The sequence below is a fragment of the Aquimarina macrocephali genome, from assembly GCF_051627225.1.
Lineage (GTDB): Bacteria > Bacteroidota > Bacteroidia > Flavobacteriales > Flavobacteriaceae > Aquimarina > Aquimarina macrocephali.
The window spans coordinates 3301555-3323315 of the sequence record NZ_CP151795.1; the positions used below are offsets into that span (position 1 = coordinate 3301555).

The 21761-nt window shown below is 32.0% G+C and carries 24 protein-coding genes; 3 read left to right on the forward strand and 21 right to left on the reverse strand.

All coding sequences use genetic code 11. The features are described from left to right. Positions 1-86: 86 nt before the first annotated feature. From AAFU52_RS14230 to AAFU52_RS14275, 10 genes are all read right to left on the reverse strand, one after another. Positions 87-1484 carry an FAD-dependent oxidoreductase gene (locus AAFU52_RS14230; protein ID WP_438426641.1) on the reverse strand — a complete coding sequence of 466 codons (1398 nt, stop codon included), beginning with the start codon at positions 1482-1484 and terminating at the stop codon, positions 87-89. Then, entirely contained in the window at positions 1484-2752 is a 1269-nt protein-coding gene (gene kynU, locus AAFU52_RS14235; RefSeq protein WP_024768983.1) for a kynureninase, read from the reverse strand. Before kynU ends, AAFU52_RS14230 begins: the two co-directional genes overlap by 1 nt. Positions 2753-2969: 217 nt before the next feature. Beyond that, complete coding sequence (locus tag AAFU52_RS14240; RefSeq protein WP_438422372.1) at positions 2970-3695, reverse strand: hypothetical protein; 726 nt, start codon at positions 3693-3695, stop codon at positions 2970-2972. 87 nt (positions 3696-3782) lie between these two features. Next, complete coding sequence (locus AAFU52_RS14245; RefSeq protein ID WP_024768981.1) at positions 3783-4151, reverse strand: cupredoxin domain-containing protein; 369 nt, start codon at positions 4149-4151, stop codon at positions 3783-3785. Between the two features lie 104 nt (positions 4152-4255). Continuing rightward, a complete protein-coding gene (locus AAFU52_RS14250) occupies positions 4256-4804 on the reverse strand; it encodes a carboxymuconolactone decarboxylase family protein (RefSeq protein ID WP_024768980.1) in 549 nt (182 codons plus the stop codon). A gap of 490 nt (positions 4805-5294) precedes the next feature. Next, complete coding sequence (locus AAFU52_RS14255; RefSeq protein ID WP_024768979.1) at positions 5295-5666, reverse strand: DoxX family membrane protein; 372 nt, start codon at positions 5664-5666, stop codon at positions 5295-5297. A 41-nt stretch (positions 5667-5707) separates the two neighbouring features. Beyond that, a complete protein-coding gene (locus AAFU52_RS14260; RefSeq protein WP_024768978.1) occupies positions 5708-6181 on the reverse strand; it encodes a hypothetical protein in 474 nt (157 codons plus the stop codon). Positions 6182-6289: 108 nt separating this feature from the next. Continuing rightward, on the reverse strand, positions 6290-7138 hold the full coding sequence (locus AAFU52_RS14265) for a helix-turn-helix domain-containing protein (protein ID WP_438422373.1): 849 nt from the start codon (positions 7136-7138) through the stop codon (positions 6290-6292). A gap of 199 nt (positions 7139-7337) precedes the next feature. After that, positions 7338-7595 (reverse strand): hypothetical protein, encoded by a 258-nt coding sequence (locus tag AAFU52_RS14270; RefSeq protein ID WP_438422374.1) that lies wholly within the window; start codon positions 7593-7595, stop codon positions 7338-7340. Between the two features lie 312 nt (positions 7596-7907). Beyond that, the gene (locus AAFU52_RS14275; protein WP_438422375.1) at positions 7908-8729 is read right to left on the reverse strand and encodes an SMP-30/gluconolactonase/LRE family protein; all 822 of its coding nucleotides are present in this window, start codon (positions 8727-8729) and stop codon (positions 7908-7910) included. A gap of 144 nt (positions 8730-8873) precedes the next feature. Here AAFU52_RS14275 and AAFU52_RS14280 point away from each other — a divergent pair, with 144 nt between their 5' ends. Continuing rightward, positions 8874-9674: a class I SAM-dependent methyltransferase gene (locus AAFU52_RS14280; RefSeq protein WP_438422376.1), complete on the forward strand. Its 801-nt coding sequence runs from the start codon at positions 8874-8876 to the stop codon at positions 9672-9674. Between the two features lie 57 nt (positions 9675-9731). Here AAFU52_RS14280 and AAFU52_RS14285 read toward each other — a convergent pair whose 3' ends face one another. The 11 genes from AAFU52_RS14285 to AAFU52_RS14335 all read right to left on the reverse strand — a co-directional run bounded on the left by AAFU52_RS14285 (position 9732) and on the right by AAFU52_RS14335 (position 20243). Next, positions 9732-11096, reverse strand: a complete 1365-nt coding sequence (locus tag AAFU52_RS14285) for an aldehyde dehydrogenase (protein ID WP_438422377.1) — start codon at positions 11094-11096, stop codon at positions 9732-9734. A 51-nt stretch (positions 11097-11147) separates the two neighbouring features. Then, positions 11148-12068, reverse strand: coding sequence for a sterol desaturase family protein (locus AAFU52_RS14290; RefSeq protein ID WP_035090552.1), 921 nt, complete (start codon positions 12066-12068; stop codon positions 11148-11150). Between the two features lie 190 nt (positions 12069-12258). After that, positions 12259-13080 carry a hypothetical protein gene (locus AAFU52_RS14295; protein WP_152538471.1) on the reverse strand — a complete coding sequence of 274 codons (822 nt, stop codon included), beginning with the start codon at positions 13078-13080 and terminating at the stop codon, positions 12259-12261. Between the two features lie 222 nt (positions 13081-13302). Then, a complete protein-coding gene (locus tag AAFU52_RS14300; protein ID WP_024768972.1) occupies positions 13303-13728 on the reverse strand; it encodes a VOC family protein in 426 nt (141 codons plus the stop codon). 21 nt (positions 13729-13749) lie between these two features. Continuing rightward, positions 13750-14706: a YybH family protein gene (locus AAFU52_RS14305; protein WP_161635243.1), complete on the reverse strand. Its 957-nt coding sequence runs from the start codon at positions 14704-14706 to the stop codon at positions 13750-13752. Positions 14707-14804: 98 nt separating this feature from the next. Continuing rightward, positions 14805-15674, reverse strand: a complete 870-nt coding sequence (rluF, locus tag AAFU52_RS14310) for a 23S rRNA pseudouridine(2604) synthase RluF (RefSeq protein ID WP_024768971.1) — start codon at positions 15672-15674, stop codon at positions 14805-14807. Positions 15675-15739: 65 nt separating this feature from the next. Continuing rightward, positions 15740-16753, reverse strand: coding sequence for an SIMPL domain-containing protein (locus AAFU52_RS14315; RefSeq protein ID WP_438422378.1), 1014 nt, complete (start codon positions 16751-16753; stop codon positions 15740-15742). A 128-nt stretch (positions 16754-16881) separates the two neighbouring features. Next, positions 16882-17721, reverse strand: a complete 840-nt coding sequence (locus AAFU52_RS14320) for an alpha/beta hydrolase (RefSeq protein ID WP_438422379.1) — start codon at positions 17719-17721, stop codon at positions 16882-16884. Beyond that, on the reverse strand, positions 17718-18086 hold the full coding sequence (locus AAFU52_RS14325; RefSeq protein ID WP_438422380.1) for a cupin domain-containing protein: 369 nt from the start codon (positions 18084-18086) through the stop codon (positions 17718-17720). The genes AAFU52_RS14320 and AAFU52_RS14325 overlap by 4 nt, the downstream gene beginning before the upstream one ends. A gap of 11 nt (positions 18087-18097) precedes the next feature. Further along, a complete protein-coding gene (locus tag AAFU52_RS14330) occupies positions 18098-18667 on the reverse strand; it encodes a hypothetical protein (RefSeq protein WP_024768967.1) in 570 nt (189 codons plus the stop codon). 40 nt (positions 18668-18707) lie between these two features. Continuing rightward, entirely contained in the window at positions 18708-20243 is a 1536-nt protein-coding gene (locus AAFU52_RS14335; protein WP_438422381.1) for a helicase HerA-like domain-containing protein, read from the reverse strand. Positions 20244-20396: 153 nt separating this feature from the next. Between AAFU52_RS14335 and AAFU52_RS14340 the strand changes: the two genes are divergently transcribed. Together AAFU52_RS14340 and AAFU52_RS14345 are read left to right on the forward strand one after the other, a co-directional pair. Next, positions 20397-20813, forward strand: coding sequence for a RidA family protein (locus AAFU52_RS14340; RefSeq protein WP_438422382.1), 417 nt, complete (start codon positions 20397-20399; stop codon positions 20811-20813). Between the two features lie 139 nt (positions 20814-20952). Beyond that, positions 20953-21582, forward strand: a complete 630-nt coding sequence (locus AAFU52_RS14345; RefSeq protein WP_024768964.1) for a 7-carboxy-7-deazaguanine synthase QueE — start codon at positions 20953-20955, stop codon at positions 21580-21582. Positions 21583-21761 lie beyond the last annotated feature (179 nt).

Genomic DNA, 21761 nt, shown 5'->3' on the forward strand with positions numbered 1-21761 from the left:
TGAAATGTTAGTATTGAGTATTGAGAATCTATAATTTTCATTTATTACGTATTCATTTTTAATTTAGAAATCTTAGGTTTTCTTATCTATTTTAATCCAGCAATTTTATCTTCTTCAAGTATTTCACTGGTTTCTTGTTGTACCTGATCAAATATGTTTTTTAAATCTTTTGATATATCAATTTCACTATCTGCAATTAGATTTAGTAAAGCTTTATCCTGCGCTCTACCAATTTTCATAGCTCTGGCGTATCCTATGTTTTTATCAAAAGTGACCATAGAATATTTTGAGAAATATGTATCTGGGAATGTTTTTTCTAAATCCATTTCCAGTTTTCTTTTTTCTTTAAATAGAGGATTAGCTACATGATCACGCATCTCGAAATAATTATCGATTGCTAAATCTGCAATGGCATCTGTGTCTTCTTTTCTTGCTTTCTGATATGCTTTAAAAGTAGCATTCCAGTCTCCTTTGTGTTGTTCCAAAATTTCATCAAAAACGACTACGTCTTCAAAAGAAGCATTCATACCCTGACCATAAAATGGTACAATTGCATGAGCGGCATCTCCAATTAGTAATGTTTTTCCTTTATAGTACCATGGGGAGCATTTTACAGTACCTAGCGCTCCTGTAGGGTTGTTAAAAAACTCTTGATCAATATCTGGAATTAAGTCTAGAGCATCTGGGAATTGTACTTTAAAAAACTCTGTCACCTTTTCAATACTCGTTAAATTATTGAAATTGTACTCCCCTTCATCGTAAGACAAGAATAATGTAACTGTGAAACTACCATCTAAATTTGGTAAGGCAATAAGCATATATTCGCCACGGGGCCAGATATGTAAATGATCTTTGCTTATTTGATGATTCCCGATTTTACCTGCAGGAATTTCTAATTCTTTATATCCATGTGTCAGGTAATTCTGAGAGTAGCTAAACAGAAACTTTTTCTCGAGATAATAACTCTTTCTAAGAGCAGAACCTGCGCCATCTGCACCAAAGATAATATCTGCATGTACTTCAAATTTTTCTTTGGTAGTATAACATTTAAATTTTGCAACTGTATTTTCGATGTCGACACCAGTGCATTTTTTGTTAAAATGTATGGTTACATTCTCGTATTTTTCTGCTTCAGTTAGCAGTAACCCATTTAAACCTCCTCTAGAAATAGAATTGATATATTTTCCCTTTCTTCCAGAATAGTTAGAGGCAAATGTATTTCCTTCAATATCGTGAATTAATCTACCATACATCGGAATGCAAAACGGAGTTACTTTATCTTCAATACCAACCATTTTCATGGCTTTTAACCCTCGATCGGATAATGCGAGGTTGATAGAACGACCTGCAGATATATCGGTAGTTCTTAAATCAGGTCTGCTTTCATAAACAGTTACATGATATCCTCTTTGTGCCATTCTTAATGCCAGGAGAGAACCACATAGGCCTGCACCGATAATAAGTATGTTTTCTTCTTTTTGCATCATACTAATGTTTTTAATATTTCGGTCATCCTGTATACATCTTCAAAGCTATTGTATAGTGGCGTTGGAGCGCAACGAATAACATCAGGTTCTCGCCAATCTGTAATAATATGATGATCTGTAAGTTTTTGATGTAGGCTTTTATCTGCATTCTTAACCTGTATGGATAATTGACATCCCCTTTCTTCTGGATTGGCAGGAGTAATGATTTTGATTCTATCGGTATCCATCTCATTAATTAAAAATTCGAAATATGCTGTTAGTGCTTTAGACTTTTCTCTTAAAGCAACCATTCCTACCTCATTAAAAATATCTAGAGAGGCTTTAATCGCTGCCATAGATAAAATGGGAGGATTGCTTAATTGATAACCTTCTGCACCGGGCATAACATCAAATTCCTGACGCATGTTGAAACGAGTGTTTTTATTGTGACTCCACCAGCCAGCAAAACGTTTTAAGTCTTTATTATATGCATGTTTTTCATGAACAAATAATCCTCCCAAACTGCCAGGGCCAGAGTTTAAATATTTGTAAGTGCACCATGCTGCAAAATCGACTCCAGAATCATGTAACTCTGGTTGAATATTACCAACACCATGTGCCAGATCAATACCAACCATACAGTTTTTGGCATGTCCTAGATCAGCAATTTTCTTGAGGTCCAAATATTGACCGGTATAATAATTTACGCCTCCAATTAATAATAAAGCAATTTCGTCACCTTGTTGATCGAGAATAGTTTCTAAATCCTCTAATCTCAGTAATTCTTCCCCAGAACGTGGTTTCCATTCTATTAGTCCTTCTTTAGGATCAAAACCATGAAATCGTAATTGAGACTCTACAGCATAACGATCTGAAGGAAATGCATCACTTTCTATTACAATTTTATATTTAGTTTTATCAGGTTGATAAAAAGATACCATTAACAAATGTAAATTGGTAGTTAACGTATTCATGATAACTACTTCAAGAGGTTTTGCACCGACCACTTTTGCCATGGTATCTGTTAAAAACTCGTGATAAGGCATCCAAGGATTTTTGGCTTCAAAATGACCTTCTACACCAAAATTTGCCCAATCCTCAAGTTCTTGCTGAATGTATTTTTGCGTAGTTTTTGGTTGCAACCCCAAAGAATTACCGCACATGTATATCCAATCTTTTCCGTTATCATCTTTTGGAATATGAAATTGATCTCTGTACTGTGCTATTTTGTCTTTTTGATCAAGCTCTTTTGCGTATTCTAAACTAGCTTTTGATGCTATGGTCATTTTAAGTGTTTTAATAATTGAAACAGTGTTTCACTAATTTACAAAAATAAAATGATACTAGAAGCAATAAACTTAATTTTGATATTTAGAAGATCAAATTAGAAGAAATAATATGTGTTAATACAATAGCATTAGTTACATTCTAAATAAATCTTGAGAAGATGTATAAGAAAGTAATATAAATGGTTTTAAAGGTCTATGGTGCTTGCTTACAGTTTTACTCGGTAATTACTTCAATCCCCGTGAAATAAAGCTTTCGGTTTCCTTCGTGTAGTTTATGGGTTTTGGCAATTTTAATACCATTAAAATTCTGATAATCTTCCCAGGAAGTAATCATAGAAGGTTCTGATTGATTACTTTTTCTAAACACCCATTCTTTGATGCTAAAATCTCCTTCAAAATAAAAGTCATAAGCGTCTCCGGGAGTATATCCTCCATTGTTTTTATACACGATGGTTAATTTTTGCATTTCGATATTACTTATAGGAGCGATGGCTTTTACTTCATGTTTTGAAGTAAAACTTGCGGTATCCCAAACAAGATTGAAAGGAGCTAATAACCAATATTTGTCATTAATGAACCTTTGGTCTGCTTTAATAGAAATACTATCTAATTGAGTTCTGTTGTAGGTTATAGTATCTTGCTCAGAGGTTAGGGTTACCATATCATTTTTTGGTTTCCAACTCCATGATCTATCATAATGAGTGCTGTCTCGATCAACATTAAAGGTAAATTTAATTTCTTTTACCTTGTCCCAATGCTGTAATCCGTTTGCATTAGCAATTGCTTCTGCTGTTGTTGGTATTTTCTTTTGATTGTTGTCTACCACAGGCTTTGGGTCTCTTACTTCTATATCCTCTTCGTATTTATTTTCTTTTTTAGTACTGGTGTTACATGCGACACATAATAAGATGAATGATAGTACTACTAAGACTTTTTTCATTGTGGGTTATTTTTGGCTAAAATATAAAAAGAAAAACCTTGCTAATCGAGATTAACAAGGTTTTAGGTTTTAAAAAGATATAGAGAACTATTCTACAACTAAAGTATATTGAGGGGTTTTATTTAAAGGACAAAAATATTTATAGGTTCCTTTTTGTAATGCAACTGTTTGTGAGCTTTCGGTTTTTCCTTCGGCTACTACTTTAGTTACATATGCTGTTTTGATGTGATTTTCGGCATTAGAAGCATCCTTTCCTTCTGGAACTAATACAAATCCAACATCTGTTCCCGCATTGTTGTTGGTAATATTGAATACGTAGCTTCCTTCTGATAGTTTTATTTCTTTTTGAGTGAATTCTCCTTTAGTTTGCTCTAAAGAAACATTTTTTACTTTTTGTGCTTGAGCGCTAAATGTGATTGCTAAAATAAATGAGAATACGGTAATTAACTTTTTCATGATTTTGATTTTTATATTTAAATTGTTTTTGAAATTATTTTTTAAAACCTCACAGAAATACCAGATCGAGTATGATATTAGTCTGTGAGGTTCAATCGGGGTAATTAGACTTCTGTAGCTTCTAGTGGTTGTGCAACCGGAAAATCTACAGGAACTTGAGTTGTGCTATGTAAATAATTAGAAATAGTTTTATCTCCTACTAATACGATAGTGTCTATTAAGTTTCCTTTAGAATATCCTGCAGTAAGAAAGTTGTCTACAACATCCTGATTAGCTTTACCTCTGTTTTCTGTGATGTTTTTGGCTAATCCTGCTAATGCATTAAGTTTAGTGTCGAAAGAAGCACGACCAGCTCTAAGTTCTAAAATTTGCTCATCGTTAAACCCGTTCATTTTTCCTATTGCTGTATGAGCAGATAAACAGTAGATACAATCATTTACCTGGCTTACTGCTAAATTCACTACTTCTTTTTCTTTAGCAGAAAGTGATGTTTTTGCATTTGAAAGGTTTAGGTAATTTTCTAGTGCTGTTTCACTATGTGCATAGGTTGCGTATAGATTTGGTACGAATCCTAATGCTTTATTTAGGTTGTCAAATATCGCTTGATTATTAGCGTTTACTTCTTCTCTTGTTGGTACATTAAATGTGCTCATAATATAATTATTTTTAGTTATTTTATTGAAATTGAAACCTTTTCAGATTTCTGTTATTTTGTTTTAAATTAACGAGGCAAAGATCGTGTGGAAATAGGCGGGATAGAATAGTCGTTTTTCCCGATTGCTTGTCAAATTTTCCCGATCTATTTTTAAGATTTATCTTTGGACAAAAGATTTTTTGGTATCACAATAAAAATCGTGAATGCCTTTTTGTTCACAATGTGTTTTTGGATGAATAGAGGCGGCTATTTTTTTTCTTCCTTTACTAAAAATTTCAATTAAATTGAAAATCGATTTATGTTGTACTGTCATTTTTATATAGTTTTAAATTAACAGTACAAAGATGCGCCATAGAAGAGGGGAAAGAAATGGTAGTTTTTCCCTGAGACTTGTCGATTTTTCCCGAATATAAAAAAACACCTCTATTATAAAGAAGTGTTTGAATACTTTTTTAAATACTATGTATTAGTATCTAACCGAATTAGGATTAAAAAAACTTGACTTCTTTTCTTCTAATCCAAAGAATAACTGCACTTAATACAAAAGTCACTACTGCAGTGATGAAGAGAATTCCGCCATCATTATTAATTTCAATACCTAGTTTAGTCAGGTGCATCATGATAGCTCCTCCTATAATACCAAGAGTTAACATTGCACCAATCCACGCTGTTTTTGGTATTAATAATAAAACTCCTGCGATTAGTTCGGTTATTCCCGTTCCTATTCGCCCATAAGGTTCTAATCCAACTTTTGTGAATATATACACACTGTCTGGATGAGCGGTAAATTTAAATCTTAGTGTTTGAATTAAGATCAATGCTACGATGATTCGTAACAATAGGGGTAGAATCTTTTTCATGTTAGGTTGTTGTTTGTTAGCTTTTTAGTGTGGTAAACACGTTACAAAACACTGGGTAAAGCATCGATTTTCCCATTAAAAGTATTCTTTCTTGAGATAATATACAATTCTTCTAGATTATTATCTTTTTTAAATTGATTAATTAGCTCTGGTAATTTATTGTTAATAAAAGCTTTAAAAGACTCAGGATTGTTACTTTGGTTGGCTCCTCTACGTATAGTTCTTAAGTAAGTTACGGTTAGAATTTGCAGATTACTCCTTTCTGATAAGAACAACAAACGATCATTGTTTTGGTTGGCTTTTTGAATTTGACTCTTGAAATTAATTTTGTTTGTAGCAATAAGATCATTGTTAAAATTGCTGAAGCTATTTGTATATACTACTTCTTCTGCATTTTTATTTAGATATATGGTTTCTAATTGATCTTCATATATTATTTGAGCATTACTTATCGAGAGAGAGAGAAATAAAATGCTAAATATTGCTGTTTTGATTGTGTGAATTAAACTTTTCATATCTAATATACTTTATCCGAAAACACTTCGGTAAGTTGTTTTACTTTTAGGATACAAAGTTGGGGCAAAAACGAATACTAATATATGGATTTTTTTCCCATATACTTGTCAATATTTCCCTTCGGGTTCTGGTTTTAATTGTTTTTTAAACTCTGAAGGAGAAAGAGATGTATGTCTCTTAAACATTCTGCTAAGATGAGATGCATCTTCAAAACCGATTTCATAAGCAATCTCTTTGGCAGATTTATCAGTATAGATAAGTAGGCGTTTGGCTTCTAAAATTATTCGATCATGAATAATCTGTAGAGGGCTTTTCTCAAATTTTGCAAAATTATTTGATAACGTTTTAGGGGATTTAAATAGTTTTTGAGCATAAAAACCAACTGCATGCTCTTTTCTAAAATGAGTATCAACCAGGATGTTGAAATTCCTGATCAAATCTACCTGGTCTCCAAGATTATTATAGTTGCTTTGTTGTTTGATAAGACGTGTAGTCGTTATTATAAACCTGGCCATTAGCATGCGTAACATTTCTGCCTGTATAGTATCTACAGTATCTAATTCATCCAGAAAAACTTTATGTAATTGATCTAATTTGTTTTGTTCTTTTATATTTAAATTTACAATAGAGATAGTGGTGTTACCGTAAAAAAGTACTCCAACACAGCTTACTTCTTTATCATGATCTTTGATACAATAAAACTCCCTGTTAAACTGATATACCAAGGCATTTGACCCATCAATAAATTTAAAATATTGATTTGGAGTTAACACTATAATTTTGTTCTTTTTTACTGTTGTAGAAATTCCATCAATCTCTACATTAATATTGGTATCTCTAACCCAGATAAAAGTATATAATTCTATAAGTCTTGATGTAGTGTAGGTCTGCAATAGCTCTTCGTTAGCAATTTTTAATACAGCACCGGTCGAAAATTCTTTAAATTCTTTTATCATATATGATAGGTCGTTTTTTATGCGATTTTATTACAAATCAATGTAAAAGACTTAAGTCTATAATTTATACCTCATTGGTAAGTTCTTTTGATGTATTGGATATCTGTAGAATGAGATTCTATCGAAACTGGGAAAGTATATGCAGGTGATCGATATTCTTGTTATGAAATCGATTATGATGAACTAGGATAACTAGTGTTTAAACTAATAATAATCTAACGATTAATCCAATTGCACCTCTTTGTCCAATCATGTTTCTAAGTTCTTGTAAACTTGTTGAGGTTGTTTCTATTTTAGTAGCAAGTGCATTACTAGTACCTCCATCTACAAATGTTTGTAATGAAGAAGTTGCAACCCCAAGCTTATTTGCTATGCCAGATCTTACATTTCCTTGAGTAAGATCTCTAAGTGTGTTTAATGTTACACCACTTTTTCTAGCTATTCTATTTAAACTCATATTTGTGTCTTTTAAAATTAAGTCATTCATAGTTAGTTATAGTAAGTATAAGCAATTATTGATCGGTAAACTGACGTATAATGAGAAGTGTATTTTTTATTATTTTTTCTCTATTACTAATTTAGTACAGATTTTTTTAGAATTCTTACGGGAAACCTCAACCTATGAAAAAAAATAGAAAAAAATAAGTTTTTTTTGAATTGAATTATAAGTGTAAATAACTCTTGTGTCACACGTAACCCTATGTTTTATGGGTTTTTTTGCTTGTTTTATGACTAGGGAAATAGATTAGATTTTTATGTATGTACGATACTACTTTTTTTTATTCAAAAGATTAAAATGTAATATCGAGTTGTCAAATAATTGTGCGATATCTATAGCATTTGTTTTTTGATTATATTCTATATCAGCCATCCCATTGCTATTAGTTGCAATTTCTGTAAATTCTTTGCCCTCATATTTTAAAAGGATGCTATTTTTCCAATCAATTGACCAACTAGTAAGATAAAGTAATCCATCTTTATCCATTGTGATTCCGTCTAAATGTGGATAATTGGTTTTAACAACTAGTGTAGTTTTTTTACTTTCTATATCTATTGCATATACTACACTTTTATCAATCGTATTACAGACTAATAATCTATTCTTTTTGTTGTCAAAATAAAGCCCATTTGGAGTGTTAATAGTATCATCAAGAGTTTCATAAGAGGCATCACTAATAGATACTTTATAGATTATATGCCCTTCACGATCTGAAACATATAAATTTTCTTTATTATCAAATTCGATATCATTAAGCTGTTTAGTGTTTGGTATGTTTAATGAAAATACTAACTTCCCTGTCGATACATCAAATCCTCGAATAAAGTCATCTCCGGATTTATTGTCTTCTGCACTATAAATAACTCCGTCGTGTAGTTTTACACCCAGAAATGAAGTGTATCCCGAGACAAAAGATGTTTTTTTACCTGTTTTATCTATTTTAAGGATTTCTCCACTACCAATATTTGAAATATAATAAGAATCTGTTGCTTCATCAAATGTTATACTTTCTGGAGTATCAAAAGATTGTGATTTTACCGAAAATGAAATACATACAAAAAAAACAAAAAATGTAGTAGAGAAATTATTCATAGTAATAGGTTGAAAACTGATTTTTCAAAGTTACGGTTTTGTATTTGTTTAATACATGCCATTGTTTTTTTATCATATATTTTAATAAAATTGACTTTATTATATTTATGAAAAATAAATATACTTGGTTAAATTAATCTCATAATGTCTAAAGAACTACACAATTATTTTGAAACCAATAAACAGACCTGGAATAAAAAAGTTGATATTCATGCCAGAAGTGATTTTTATGATATAGAAGCTTTTAAAAAAGGAAAAACTTCATTGAAACAATATGAACTAGAAGCGCTAGGAGATGTGTCTGGTAAGTCATTATTACATCTTCAGTGTCACTTTGGGCAGGATACTTTAAGCTGGAGTAGGTTAGGAGCAAAATGTACTGGTGTTGATCTATCAGAAAAAGGAATCGAATTGGCCAAAAGTTTAAATGCAGAGCTGGATCTGGGTGCAAAATTTGTATGTTGTAATGTGTTGGATACTTCAGAATACATTAAAAATAAGTTTGATATTGTTTTTACTAGTTATGGAGTTATTGGATGGTTACCTGATCTAAAACCCTGGGGCAAAATGATTGCTGAACGACTAAAACCTGGCGGTGTTTTTTATATAGTTGAGTTTCACCCTATAGTATGGATGTTTGATTATTTAAAAGAGAAGCCTATAATGAAATATGGATATCATCAAAAAGATGTCATCTATGAAGAATATAAGGGAACATATGCTAATCCAGAATCTAATATGATTAGTAAAGAGTATGGATGGAATCATGGATTAGGAGAAGTAGTATCTTCTCTTACAGAAGCCGGATTAACTATAGAATACTTAAATGAATATGACGGATCGCCTTATGAGGTTTTTCCTGATTTAATTAAGGATGAAAACAAGATGTTTGCTACAAAAGAGAAATTATACCCACTAGTCTTTGCGATCAAAGCCCGACGATAGGCTTAATTGCTTTTTTTATCAAATTGTTGAAAATCATTCAGACTAATTAAGGTGTATTTACCCGATAATTCGTTTTAACCATTTCAATTTTTTTGCACTATATGGAGCATACTTTAAATTAAGTTCTATCCAAAATGGTTTTTGAAGAATACCCTTAAAGTGAGAAAAAGTATCAAATCCATATTTTCCATGATAATTTCCGATGCCACTATCACCAACACCTCCAAAAGGGAGAGATTGTTCTGCAAAATGCATTACAGCATCATTTACAGCACCGCCTCCAAAGGATATTTCGTTTAGAATTTTGTTTTTTACAGCTTTGTTTTTGGTAAAAACATAGCAAGAAAGAGGTTTGGATAGTGTTTTAATTTTTGTGATAGCTTCTTCGATAGAATCAAATGAAAGTACAGGCAAAATAGGGCCAAATATTTCTTCTTGCATTACTTTGTCAGAAAAAGATACATCTTTTAGGATTGTAGGAGGTATCACCCGCTCTTCAGGATTACCTAAGCCGCCTATATATATTTTGTTGGGATCTATTAAATTATTGAGTCTATCAAAATTCTTATCATTAATGATCTGCGTATAGTTATGATGAGCTACTTCATAATCAGCTTTATTAATATGATCTTTCATCGCCGATAAAAATTGATCGTATATTGAGGATTCTACTAAAACATAATCGGGAGCAATACAAGTTTGTCCAGCATTAAGAAATTTGGCCCAAACCAATCTTTTGGCAGCCATATTTATATGTACGTCTTTAGTAATTATAGCAGGACTTTTACCTCCTAATTCGAGAGTAACCGGAGTAAGGTATTTTGCAGCTGCCTGGTAAATGATTTTTCCTACCGATACACTACCTGTGAAAAATATTTTATCGAATTTAACTTTTAAAAGATCAGATGTTTCCTTTACTCCGCCTTCAATCACTTTAAAAAAAGCAGGATCAAAATTTTGATTAATAAGTGAAGCCATTGTCGCAGAGGTATGAGATGGCACTTCGCTTGGTTTAAGAATAACAGTGCATCCTGCAGCAATTGCTGCTATCGCTGGGCAAAGTGATAATTGATATGGATAATTCCACGCTCCGATTACAAGAATATTCCCATATGGTTCTGGGATAATATAACTTCTTCCAGGAAGGTTAGCTAATCCTGTAGAGGCTTTTCTTTTACGAGCCCATTTTTTAATTTTTACTAGAGCAAGATCAATTTCATGATAAATTATGGATAACTCTGTAACATAAGTTTCGAATTCGGATTTCTTAAAATCGGCATAGATAGACTCGTAAAGTAGCTTCTCATTTTTTTGTAATATATTTTTTAGCTTCTTTAGTTCTTTAATTCTAAAAGAGGTGTCTTTCGTCGTATTTGTATTAAAAAATAAACGTTGTTGATCTATGACACCTTGATAATCCATAATGATAAATATTCTTAAGAATCTTAAAAATAAGGATTTTTGTCAAGTTTTTTACTTTTTAAGCTTAAGTTCTCGTTGCATCTGTTTTACGGTCAAAGTACTACCGTCATGACTCCATCCGGGAGGGCCAAAAATATACATGAATTTATGATACCAGTTTTTTGATTTTTTGGTGTCATTCCATATGTCCTTGTATTCATGAGTGAGGATCACCCATGGATTATATGAATTAGGAGCATGTGTAACACCATATTTTATTTCTATATCTTCGTCTAGTTCTTTCCAGGTGCCAAATATTTTATCAAAAATATTGAGAAATCCTCCATGATTTTTATCCATGTACTCTATGTTTTTGGCGTGATGTACCTGATGCATAGTATGCGTATTGAATATTTTTTCAATTATTCCCATTTTTGGAATATATACCGAGTGGAGTTGAAATTGCCATAGGGCTTCAATACCCAGGCAAACTATTACCATCCCTGGAGGGAATCCTATTGCGGGTAACCACATATAAAACAATGGTTTGTAAAGAAGAGTAAACCACCCATTTCTTACTGCAGTACCCAAGTTAAAATTATCCGAAGAATGATGTACAATATGTGCAGCCCACAAAGCTCTTACCATATGATTTTGTCTATGAAACCAATAATAGGTATAGTCATCTGCGAGTTGACATAAAAGCCAAACATACCATGCAAATCCAAAGGATTTCCAGCCCATTATATTAGTTCGAATCCCATTAATTTCAGGATTAAAAAGTTCATAAACAAAATGAAAGAGTACAATAGAAAAAATAGTCTTGATTAATGGCCCTAAGATCGCTGATCCTATACCCATAGTTAAACTGGCAGTTAAGTCTTTCCAATTATATAGATCCTTTTGATTATGAGTTTTGCTGTAGGTGAGCTCTAATAAAATTAGTGCCAAAAAAAGAGGCACTCCATAGGTCAAGGGTTTAATAAATTCCATTTTTCTTTTTCTATTTTATTCAATAGGGGCGGAATATAGGGAGAATTTTTAGGATATCATTCACAAAACTGAAGTATTCGATTACGAACCTTATTTTAGTATTAGTTTGCATAAAATAAACGGTTTGAAAAGCAAATGAATATGTTATCAATCTACTTTTCAAACCGTTTACTTTAGGTTATTTTATAATTTATTTAAGCTCTCTAAGTACATCAAAAGCTACCAAAACATTTTTCATAGCCTTCTTTTCTGCTTTACTTACGGTTCTCGAATCAACATTTTCTTTTCCGAAAAATGTTATTTTAACTTTTTTCCCAGAAGCAATCGCTTTTATCATAGGCATCTCAAGTTGTTTTACAACACGATCAATCCATTCTCTTTTTCCTCCGGATTCTTCTTTCGAATTAAATTCTCCAGGTGTATCTTCTTCTATATCATAGATTTTACCATCTACATCTATTTCGATTCTTTGAATAAATAACCAATCTTTTTTAGTGAAATAGTTTATAGAAAACCCTAACCATGGTTTACGACTATCTTTTTTACCAATATAAGTCTGAAAATAACTTTTAGTATTTACCTGTATAGAAGATTTATCTGAATACCAGGTTACTTCATTAACAGCATCATACTTCTTCCGCATTTTTGCAAATGCTTTTTTATAATCCTCAGGATTACTTTCTTCGGTTAATTTATCTTTATTTAGTGCTTTTTCAGCTTGAAGAATCTCTTTCTTGACCTTTTTTAATAAGCTTTTTCCTTTCTTAGTCTCACTAGAATTAGGGTATTTATCGACTAGAACTTCAAGTCGTTCTTTACTTCTGATATAATCTAAGGCGTCATAGAATTCATGAGCTTGCTCAAGAATTTGAGTAGGAGTTAGCTGGCATTCTGCAATTTCTTTTTTTAATTTATCATTTTCTTCCTTTAATTTATCAAAATCAGCCTGAGGAATACCACAGCTAACTAGAATTAAAGTCATTAAAATATTAAAAAGTATAATTCTTCTCATTACTAAACTTTTTGAAATTATGGTTACTAATTGTTTAAAACAAAATTATATTTATGTTAAATGTGTTAAAAAACAATAAAAAAGTTGGTTTTAGCCCTAATATAATGAAAATCCTTTATAATACGTAATTTATACCTAAATCTTAAGGCTTGAGTAGGAATATACTTACATTTTTTAATGAAATATTATTTTTTAACCTCTTACTGGGGATATAGGGATTTTCTATTTTGCAAAAATTTGAGATGCATCTTTAAATGACTTAAACTCTAGTGCATTACCGCTAGGGTCATAAAAGAACATAGTAGCTTGTTCCCCAATTTCCCCCTTAAACCTGATATATGGTTCAATAACGAATTGAATATTTTTATCAGATAGTTTTTTTGCAAAATTTTGCCAGGTACTCCATTCTAGAATAATTCCAAAATGAGGAACAGGAACATCTTTACCATCTACCAAATTGTTATGATTATTTTCTAAACCTGTTTTTGGTTTGTAATGGATGACCAATTGATGACCAAAGAAATTAAAATCAACCCAGTGGTCACTACTTCTACCTTCTTCAAGCTCCAGAATATTTTTATAAAAATTTCTGGCACTTTCTAAGTTATGAACAGGAATCGCCAGATGGAAAGGAGATAAAATATTCATTTTCTAATGTAATTATTATGGTTATTTTTTTATTCTATTCCAGATGTCCAGATACATTTTCCATTGATTGTCAACTTTTTTCCAGATAACCACATATTTTCCTTCATATGTTATTTCTGTTCCATCATCATTTTTGTTTTTTCCTTTATATATTCCATAATCATGAGCTGTATCTCCAAGAATTACAATTTCTTCAGGAATAATTTCATGTTCAATCGGAGTATAGCCGCTAGATCCTGACCACCTTTTTTTAATAGCTTCATATCCTTTAATAATTGGTGCATTGGTTGGAAATATTTTTGCATTATCAGTATATGCTTTTGCAATAGCTTCATAATCTTGCCTTAGGTAAGCATCAGAAAATGCTTTTGCCTCAGCTCTTATTAGTTCTTCATCAAAGAGTTGTTCTGTGTTTTCTTGTCTAACGCATTCGATTTTCCAGGTCGGAAAAGAAATGGTCTCATTTGTATCTACCCATTCGCCAAGCCATTTAAATCCATTGTCATTAATATCATAAAAATTAAGTTTAGAAAAACCATCCATACCATTAGGAGCTTTTTGTTTACGATATAAAATAACTTTTCCTTCTTTTTTATTTCCTTTCCAGGAAGAAAGTAGAGGAGTGGCTCTTGTTGATGAATAATAATGTACATACCATTGACTACTATCTGCATTAAATTGTCTTATGCTACCAGAGTGTCGGCCATCTGCTTTTAATGTTTGATCTTGAATGGCCATTCCGTTCATAATATACTTAAATTCCCAGGTCATTTTATTCGGTTCTCCCCAGGTACGATCCGGATTTCTGGTTTGTGAGATACAATTACATTTTCCTATTAGAGGTGCAAAATCCAGAATTTCTTTTGGTGCTTTGGGATTTGGTTGCCCAAAAGGATGTGCTTCTGAAGGTTCATATTCTGACTGACTCCAGGTTATAATGCTTACCAAAAAAAATAAAGAAAACAGTATTCGGGTCATGGGATTGAGAATTGATTAGTAAGACAATTTAGGTATTTTAAAAAAGGAAAAAACTTTGGAAAGGGGAAATTAAGATATAATTAACAGCGAGAAAATGGTTAGTTTCTTCGATCTCTTCGTTTTTTATCTCTTGATGTACGAGAATTTCTTTTGTCAGAATTTCCCTTTTTATCGTTTTTAGTGGTAAACCGTCTCGAGTTATTTGTGTTTTTTTTGGGCTTGGTATCTTCAAGTACAGAAGCTTCTTCTGTTTTACTCGAATCTCCAACATCAGCATTAAGAACTCCTAATTCTTTTTCTGTTAAATATCTCCATTCTCCTGTAGGAACATCAAGAGGGACGTTCATGATTCTAATTCGCTTTAGCTTTACCACTTCATACCCGAGGTATTCGCACATTCTACGAATTTGGCGATTAAGCCCCTGGGTTAACACGATTCTAAAATCATATTTGCTAATTTGTTCTACTTCGCATTTACGGGTTATAGTATCGAGAATAGGTACTCCATTACTCATTCGTTTTATAAATAATGGACTAATCAATTTATTTACTGTTACTACATATTCTTTTTCGTGATTATTTCTTGCTCTAAGAATTTTATTAACTATATCTCCATCACTAGTTAAAAAAATAAGCCCTTCACTAGGTTTGTCTAACCGACCAATAGGAAAAATACGTTTAGGATAATTTATGTAATCAACAATATTATCCTTTTCATTTTGTGCTGTTGTGCAAACAATGCCTACAGGTTTATTAAAAGCAAGATATACGTGTTTTTCTTTAGGTTTATTTATTAATTCACCATCTACCCGAACAATATCATCGGGAGTAACTTTGGTTCCCATTTCTGGTACTTTACCATTAATGGTTACACGTCCCTGATCAATTAATTTATCTGCTTCACGACGTGAGCAATAGCCAACTTCGCTTAGATATTTATTAAGTCTTGTGAAAGTTTTTTCAAGCATAAAATATAAATAGTGTACAAAGATAACATTTAAAGATAACGGTTATAACAAAATGATAAATGGTATTAGTTTAATTTTAATTCTTTAATATCGATGTTTCCATCTGGTGAGATTAAGAAATATTTCGGATTTGTAATTTCTTTTTCAATTGGTTTTTGCTCTTTTGGTATAGGTGTGTACTGTAGTTTTATTTCCATACCTATTTGCACTACAGGTTCAACTATTGATGTATTTATAACCATATCATAATCTTTATAAGTGATAGGATCATAATAATATGTGGTTTGTTTTTTTGCAGTTACAATCCCTTGCTTTTTATTAAGAGTTTCTAAAGAGGTGCTATGAAAAGCCTGGTAGTTTTTATAAAATTCTTTTGGAAAATGACAATATTTAGTATCTGCAATTGTTGGACGATATGATGTTAAGTCAAAACCTAAATCAGTATAGAATTGTTGTTTCTCTTTTAGGGTTTTCAATATTTCTGTACGTAGTTGTTTGTATACGGTTTGTATATCGTTTATAAAATAATCTACTTTGACAAGATTATAAATTTCGTTATTTGCGCAGGTAGCAAGTATTTTTTCAAATTGATTTACATTAGTGAATTTTACATGGATATTTTGTTGTAATTCAAAACCTTTAGGAACTTCATTGTATTTTTTGCTAAATAACTTTTTTTCTACTACAGTTTCGTATACAGGAACAAATGATATGACATCTATAACAATATCTCCCTCTAAAATACCTTTAGTACGCAATCCATCTTTTACCTTTGCTACTCTCTCTTTCATTAGTGTATTGGTTTCTTGAGATGTTTTTCCAATTTGAACGATATTAAAAATTGCGGTATACGAATCGGCAATAATATTGTTTAACACTTTAGCGTCGATTGTTATTACTGGATTTGGTATTAAATCCTTTTGCCTGAATTGTTGTATTTGATTTCCATAAATATCAGCATTTGCCAATTCTGCAGGAGCAATTATATTTTGTCTGGAAATAATTGTTGCGTTTCCTCTAATTTGTGCAAAGGCGAAAGAATTAGAGAATATTAAGAAGATGTATATTAAATTTTTCATGATTTAGATTTATCGTAAATCTATGCTGAAGATGGGTTTTAGGAAAACAGTAATGAGTAAACGGTGCTTTTAAATGAGGGAAGTGCTTTTTTTTCTAAAAAATGATGCTATTAGAATTTGTTTATGTCTTATGCTTTCAAAAAATCAATAATCATATTATCAACTTCATCAAAAAACAGGGAGTGACCATAATCTTCTGTAGTAATAAATTGGGCATTGTTCCAATTTTTGCTAATACCTTCGGCTTCGCTATAAGGAGCGATACCATCATTTTTATCATGAATTAAAAGTCCGTTAAGCGCTAGGTTTTTAGCAAAACTTGTCATCGAAAATTCTTCAAAATAGAAACCATGTTTTTCTTTGAAATATTGATTTAATGCCTTCATGAACTTTGGAGAAAGCTTTAATATTTCCTGATATCCTTTCATGATCCTGGATAATTCTGAAGGCGGTGCCAGTACTATTAATTTCTCTATTTCTTTATTTGGGTAGGTATATTGATGAAATATAGTTGTCATACCACCTACAGAATGCCCGATCATATGATTAGGCCGATAGAGTTCAACTATTTTTTGAAGGCACTTAGTGTATAAAGGAACGTTTAGTATTTTTCCTGTAGAATTACCATGTGCCGGTGCATCAAAAGCAATTACATTAAATCCTTTTTTGTGTAATTTTTGTATAAGTACCTTCCATCGATGCGTATTGCTCTCCCATCCATGAACTAATAAAATCGTTTCCCCCATACTTGACCATCTATAGGTCTGTATATAAATAGTATCAATAAGAACCATTTCGTCTTCTGCTTCTTCTAGAAAATCTTCTTGTTCGGGTAATATTTTACCTTTTCTAGGGGTGCAGAATAAGATGTATGCTTTATTGATTGCCTTTTTTGGATAAAAAAAGAAAAGAAACTGGATGTATTTTCCAATTATATGAGGCAAGTATTTTTTATATTTTTCTTTCATTCACCTTCACGATGTACTGCTTCCATAGTAAATGCAGGGAGACAAATGGCAAGATACTCACATTCTTCATTAAAAGGGTTAGTATATTGAATTCTTGTGTTTTTTTTGATTTTAATAGATTGTCCCGATTCTAGTATTATTTTTTCACCGTCTATAATAAATTGCTTTTTGCCTCTAATAATATAGGTGTATTCATCAAATTCTGGAGTTTGAAAAGGCTCACTCCAATGAGGTGGGGCAATCATATGCGCTATGCTAATTTGGGAATTCTGATCAGTAGCCATGCCAAAATGCTCTTCTATTAATTTTCCATCGGTAGTGGGTACGATAAAAGGGGATTTTTGGATATGATATTTTTTACTCATTTTTTTACTTTTTAATTCGCTGCCTCCCAACTTATCCAGAAGTGTTTGATTTTTGCAGCATCTGGTATATCTGTAGCTGTTATTTCTATATCTGTAGTAGATTGAAACTTTTTTGATAATTCTTTTTTATCAATAGTGAAATAAGCTTGGATACTATCTACAAATATCACTGCTGTACTTAGTGTATTGTTAATTTTTGAGATCTTGTAATGGTCTTTGATATCTTTAAAAATACCATTAGAAGATAAGCCCGAAGCAGTTTTGTATCTAGGGTCTACAATTTGAATATTTTCTATAGTAGACGTTGGGTCTGATTCTTTTTGAGCTTCTAAAACTAATAGTTTCACTCCTCCTTTTTCATAAACCTCTATTTCATTTGCATTATTTAGAAACTGACCTCCTGTAGCTCTCTTTGCAATAGAATCATTGGCATAGATAGAGTCTAATTCTTTGACTTGTATTTCGTTGGTTAATAACCCTATTCTATTATTGGTAATCTCAAAAGGATTTTGTTTTTTTTCTTTCTGACAGCTATACATTAATAGTGAAATAAGAAGGATTTTCAACATTCTCTTTGCCATAACTAGATGATTAAATGATTTGTTAAACTATAAACGTAAATTATTTCAATAACTTATTCAGCACTCCTAAAGCCCCTCTAATAAAAGTGGCACTAGTTAGTACTTTGATTACTGCTTTTTCTGTAGCACTGGTTCTTCTGCCTCTTGATCGAGAGCTGGATGAGCTTCTATTTAGCTTTTCTCTTTCTTTTTTGGCGGCAGCTTTTGCTTCTTTTGCTTCCGCTTTCTCAATTTTTTCATTTAACAACTCATAGGCACTTTCTCTATCTATTTCTTCATTATACTTAGGGATAAGCTTTGATTTTTTAAGTAAAGTTTTTAGTTCACCATCATTTAGTATATCCATTCGACTCATAGGAGCGCGTAGCATAGTTGCTGCCAGTGGAGTAGGGCGTCCCTTTTCATCAAGAGCAGATACCAAAGCTTCACCAATTCCTAAGGAAGTAAGTATTTCTTTAGTGTCATAATATTCTGAAATTGGATAATTCTCTGCAGTAAGTTTAATCGCTTTTCTATCCTTGGCAGTAAACGCTCTTAGTGCATGCTGAACTTTGAGCCCTAATTGACTCAAAACTCCATCAGGGACATCAGTTGGATTTTGAGTTACAAAATAAAGACCTACACCTTTGGATCGTATTAATTTTACGATACTCTCGATCTGGCCCATAAGTGCGTTAGAAGCTTCTTTAAAAATTAGATGAGCCTCATCAAGAAAGATAACTAGTTCTGGTCTTCCGCTATCTCCCTGTTCTGGAAAAGTACCATATATTTCGGCAAGAAGACTAAGCATAAATGTAGAAAACAACTTTGGCTTATCCTGTATGTCTGTTAACCTAATGATATTGATTATACCTCTACCATTTTCATCGATCCTGCATAAATCCTGAACTTCGAAAGATTTTTCGCCAAAAAAGAGATCTGCTCCTTGTTGTTCTAATTCGACTATTTTACGTAAAATTGAACCAGTAGAAGCAGTAGAAATACGTCCATAATCCTTCTCTAATTCCTTTTTGCCTTCTTGAGTGGAAAATTGTAAAACTTTCTTTAGATCTTTTAAATCTAATAGTGGCAATTTATTATCATCACAATATTTAAATATAATAGAGATAATCCCAGCTTGTGTTGAAGTAACATCAAGAATTCTGGATAGTAAAACTGGTCCAAACTCACTTACTGTAGCTCTAAGCCGAACACCATCCTGATCAGAAAGAGATAAAATCTCTACAGGAAAATCTTTGGCTTCGAATGGGATACCTATTTTTTCATGACGTTCATCAATTTTAGAATGACCAGGACTGGCAGCTGCAATCCCACTAAGATCTCCTTTTATATCCATTAAAAGTACAGGTATTCCTTGCTCACTTAAGTTTTCTGCTAGTACTTGTAGAGTCTTAGTTTTGCCCGTACCAGTAGCGCCAGCAATTAACCCGTGGCGATTTAATGTTTTTAAGGGGATTTTTACATGAGCATCGGTTACTGTTTCGCCATTGTACATGGCTGCTCCCATAGTTAGGAAATCACCTTTGGTTTTATAACCTTCGTTAATATGTTCAAGAAATGCCTGGTTATCGCTCATAATTAAATATAATTTTGCATAAAAATAGGAATCTTAACTTTTCTATAGAAATTATAAGTTACTTTTAATATAAAGTAAATCACAATACTAATTTTTTATTATTCCAGATCCATGAAAAAAATAATACTGATAATTTGCCTTTTTGCTTTTTTTATGAGTTGTAATACAGAAGTTATAAAGCCTGTAGATGAGGTGGTTTTTCATAAAACTCACGAACCCAAAAAATCAACCGCTCCTTTTTCTGATGCCGTACAGGTAGGAAATCTATATTTTCTGTCTGGTCAGGTAGGAATGGATCATAGTGTAAGAAAATTGGTGACAGGAGGAATACAACCCGAAACAAAACAAACTCTGGAAAATATCAAAGCAGTTTTAGAACACCATGATATGAATATGGAGGATGTAGTGAAATGTACTGTGATTCTGGCTGATATAGAAGATTTTTCTGCTTTTAACGAAGTGTATAAAACTTATTTCCCTCAAAAACCAGCACGAACTACCTTTGCAGCAAAAGGATTAGCAGTTGGTGCTAAGATCGAAATAGAATGTATTGCTGTTAAATCTGAATAGAGCTAATGGTGTAGTATGCCTTTATAGATAACGGATTAAGCTATTTTTTTATTAGTATTTTTTAATTTTGATTAGAAGAATCTTTTAAGGTGTAATTATTCTGAAATCGTAATTTATTATTATTTACATTTGCAGCCTTATGCAAAAGAGTATACAAAAATTGGTAAATGATGGCAAGATGCTTCCTTTGATGGAAGAATTTTATACTATTCAGGGAGAAGGTTTTCATAAAGGAACGGCAGCATATTTTGTTAGAATCGGTGGTTGTGATGTTGGGTGTCATTGGTGTGATGTGAAAGAAAGCTGGAATGCAGATCTACATCCTCCAACAGATACAAATGTTATTGTAGAAAATGCTTTAAAATATAGTAATGTAATTGTAGTTACTGGAGGGGAGCCTCTTACCTGGGATATGACATTGCTAACTCAGAGACTTAAAGATAAAGGGGCTAAAACCCACATTGAAACATCCGGCGCTTACCCTCTAACAGGAGAATGGGACTGGATTTGTCTTTCTCCCAAAAAAGTAAAACTTCCAAAAGAAGAAGTTTATAAAAAAGCTGATGAATTAAAATGCATCGTTTATAACAAAAGTGATTTTGAATTTGCAGAAGGACAAGCAGACAAAGTTTCTGATAATTGTGTATTGTATCTTCAACCCGAGTGGAGTGTTCGCGAAAAAATCATTCCTCTGATTGTGGATTATGTTATGAAAAATCCAAAATGGAAAGTTTCTCTTCAAACTCATAAATACTTAAATATCCCTTAAAAGAACCTATCAGTTTGATTTTTAAGGTTTTTTGAATAAAAATACAAGTACTTAATCGTTAATACATTGTGGTTTTTCCATAATATTGGGGATAATTCCCCGTATTTCATTTTTTGTTTTGAAGGAAAAAGACTACCCACTTTGTGGTTTTTCAATATTTCATATACTTTTTACCCAGC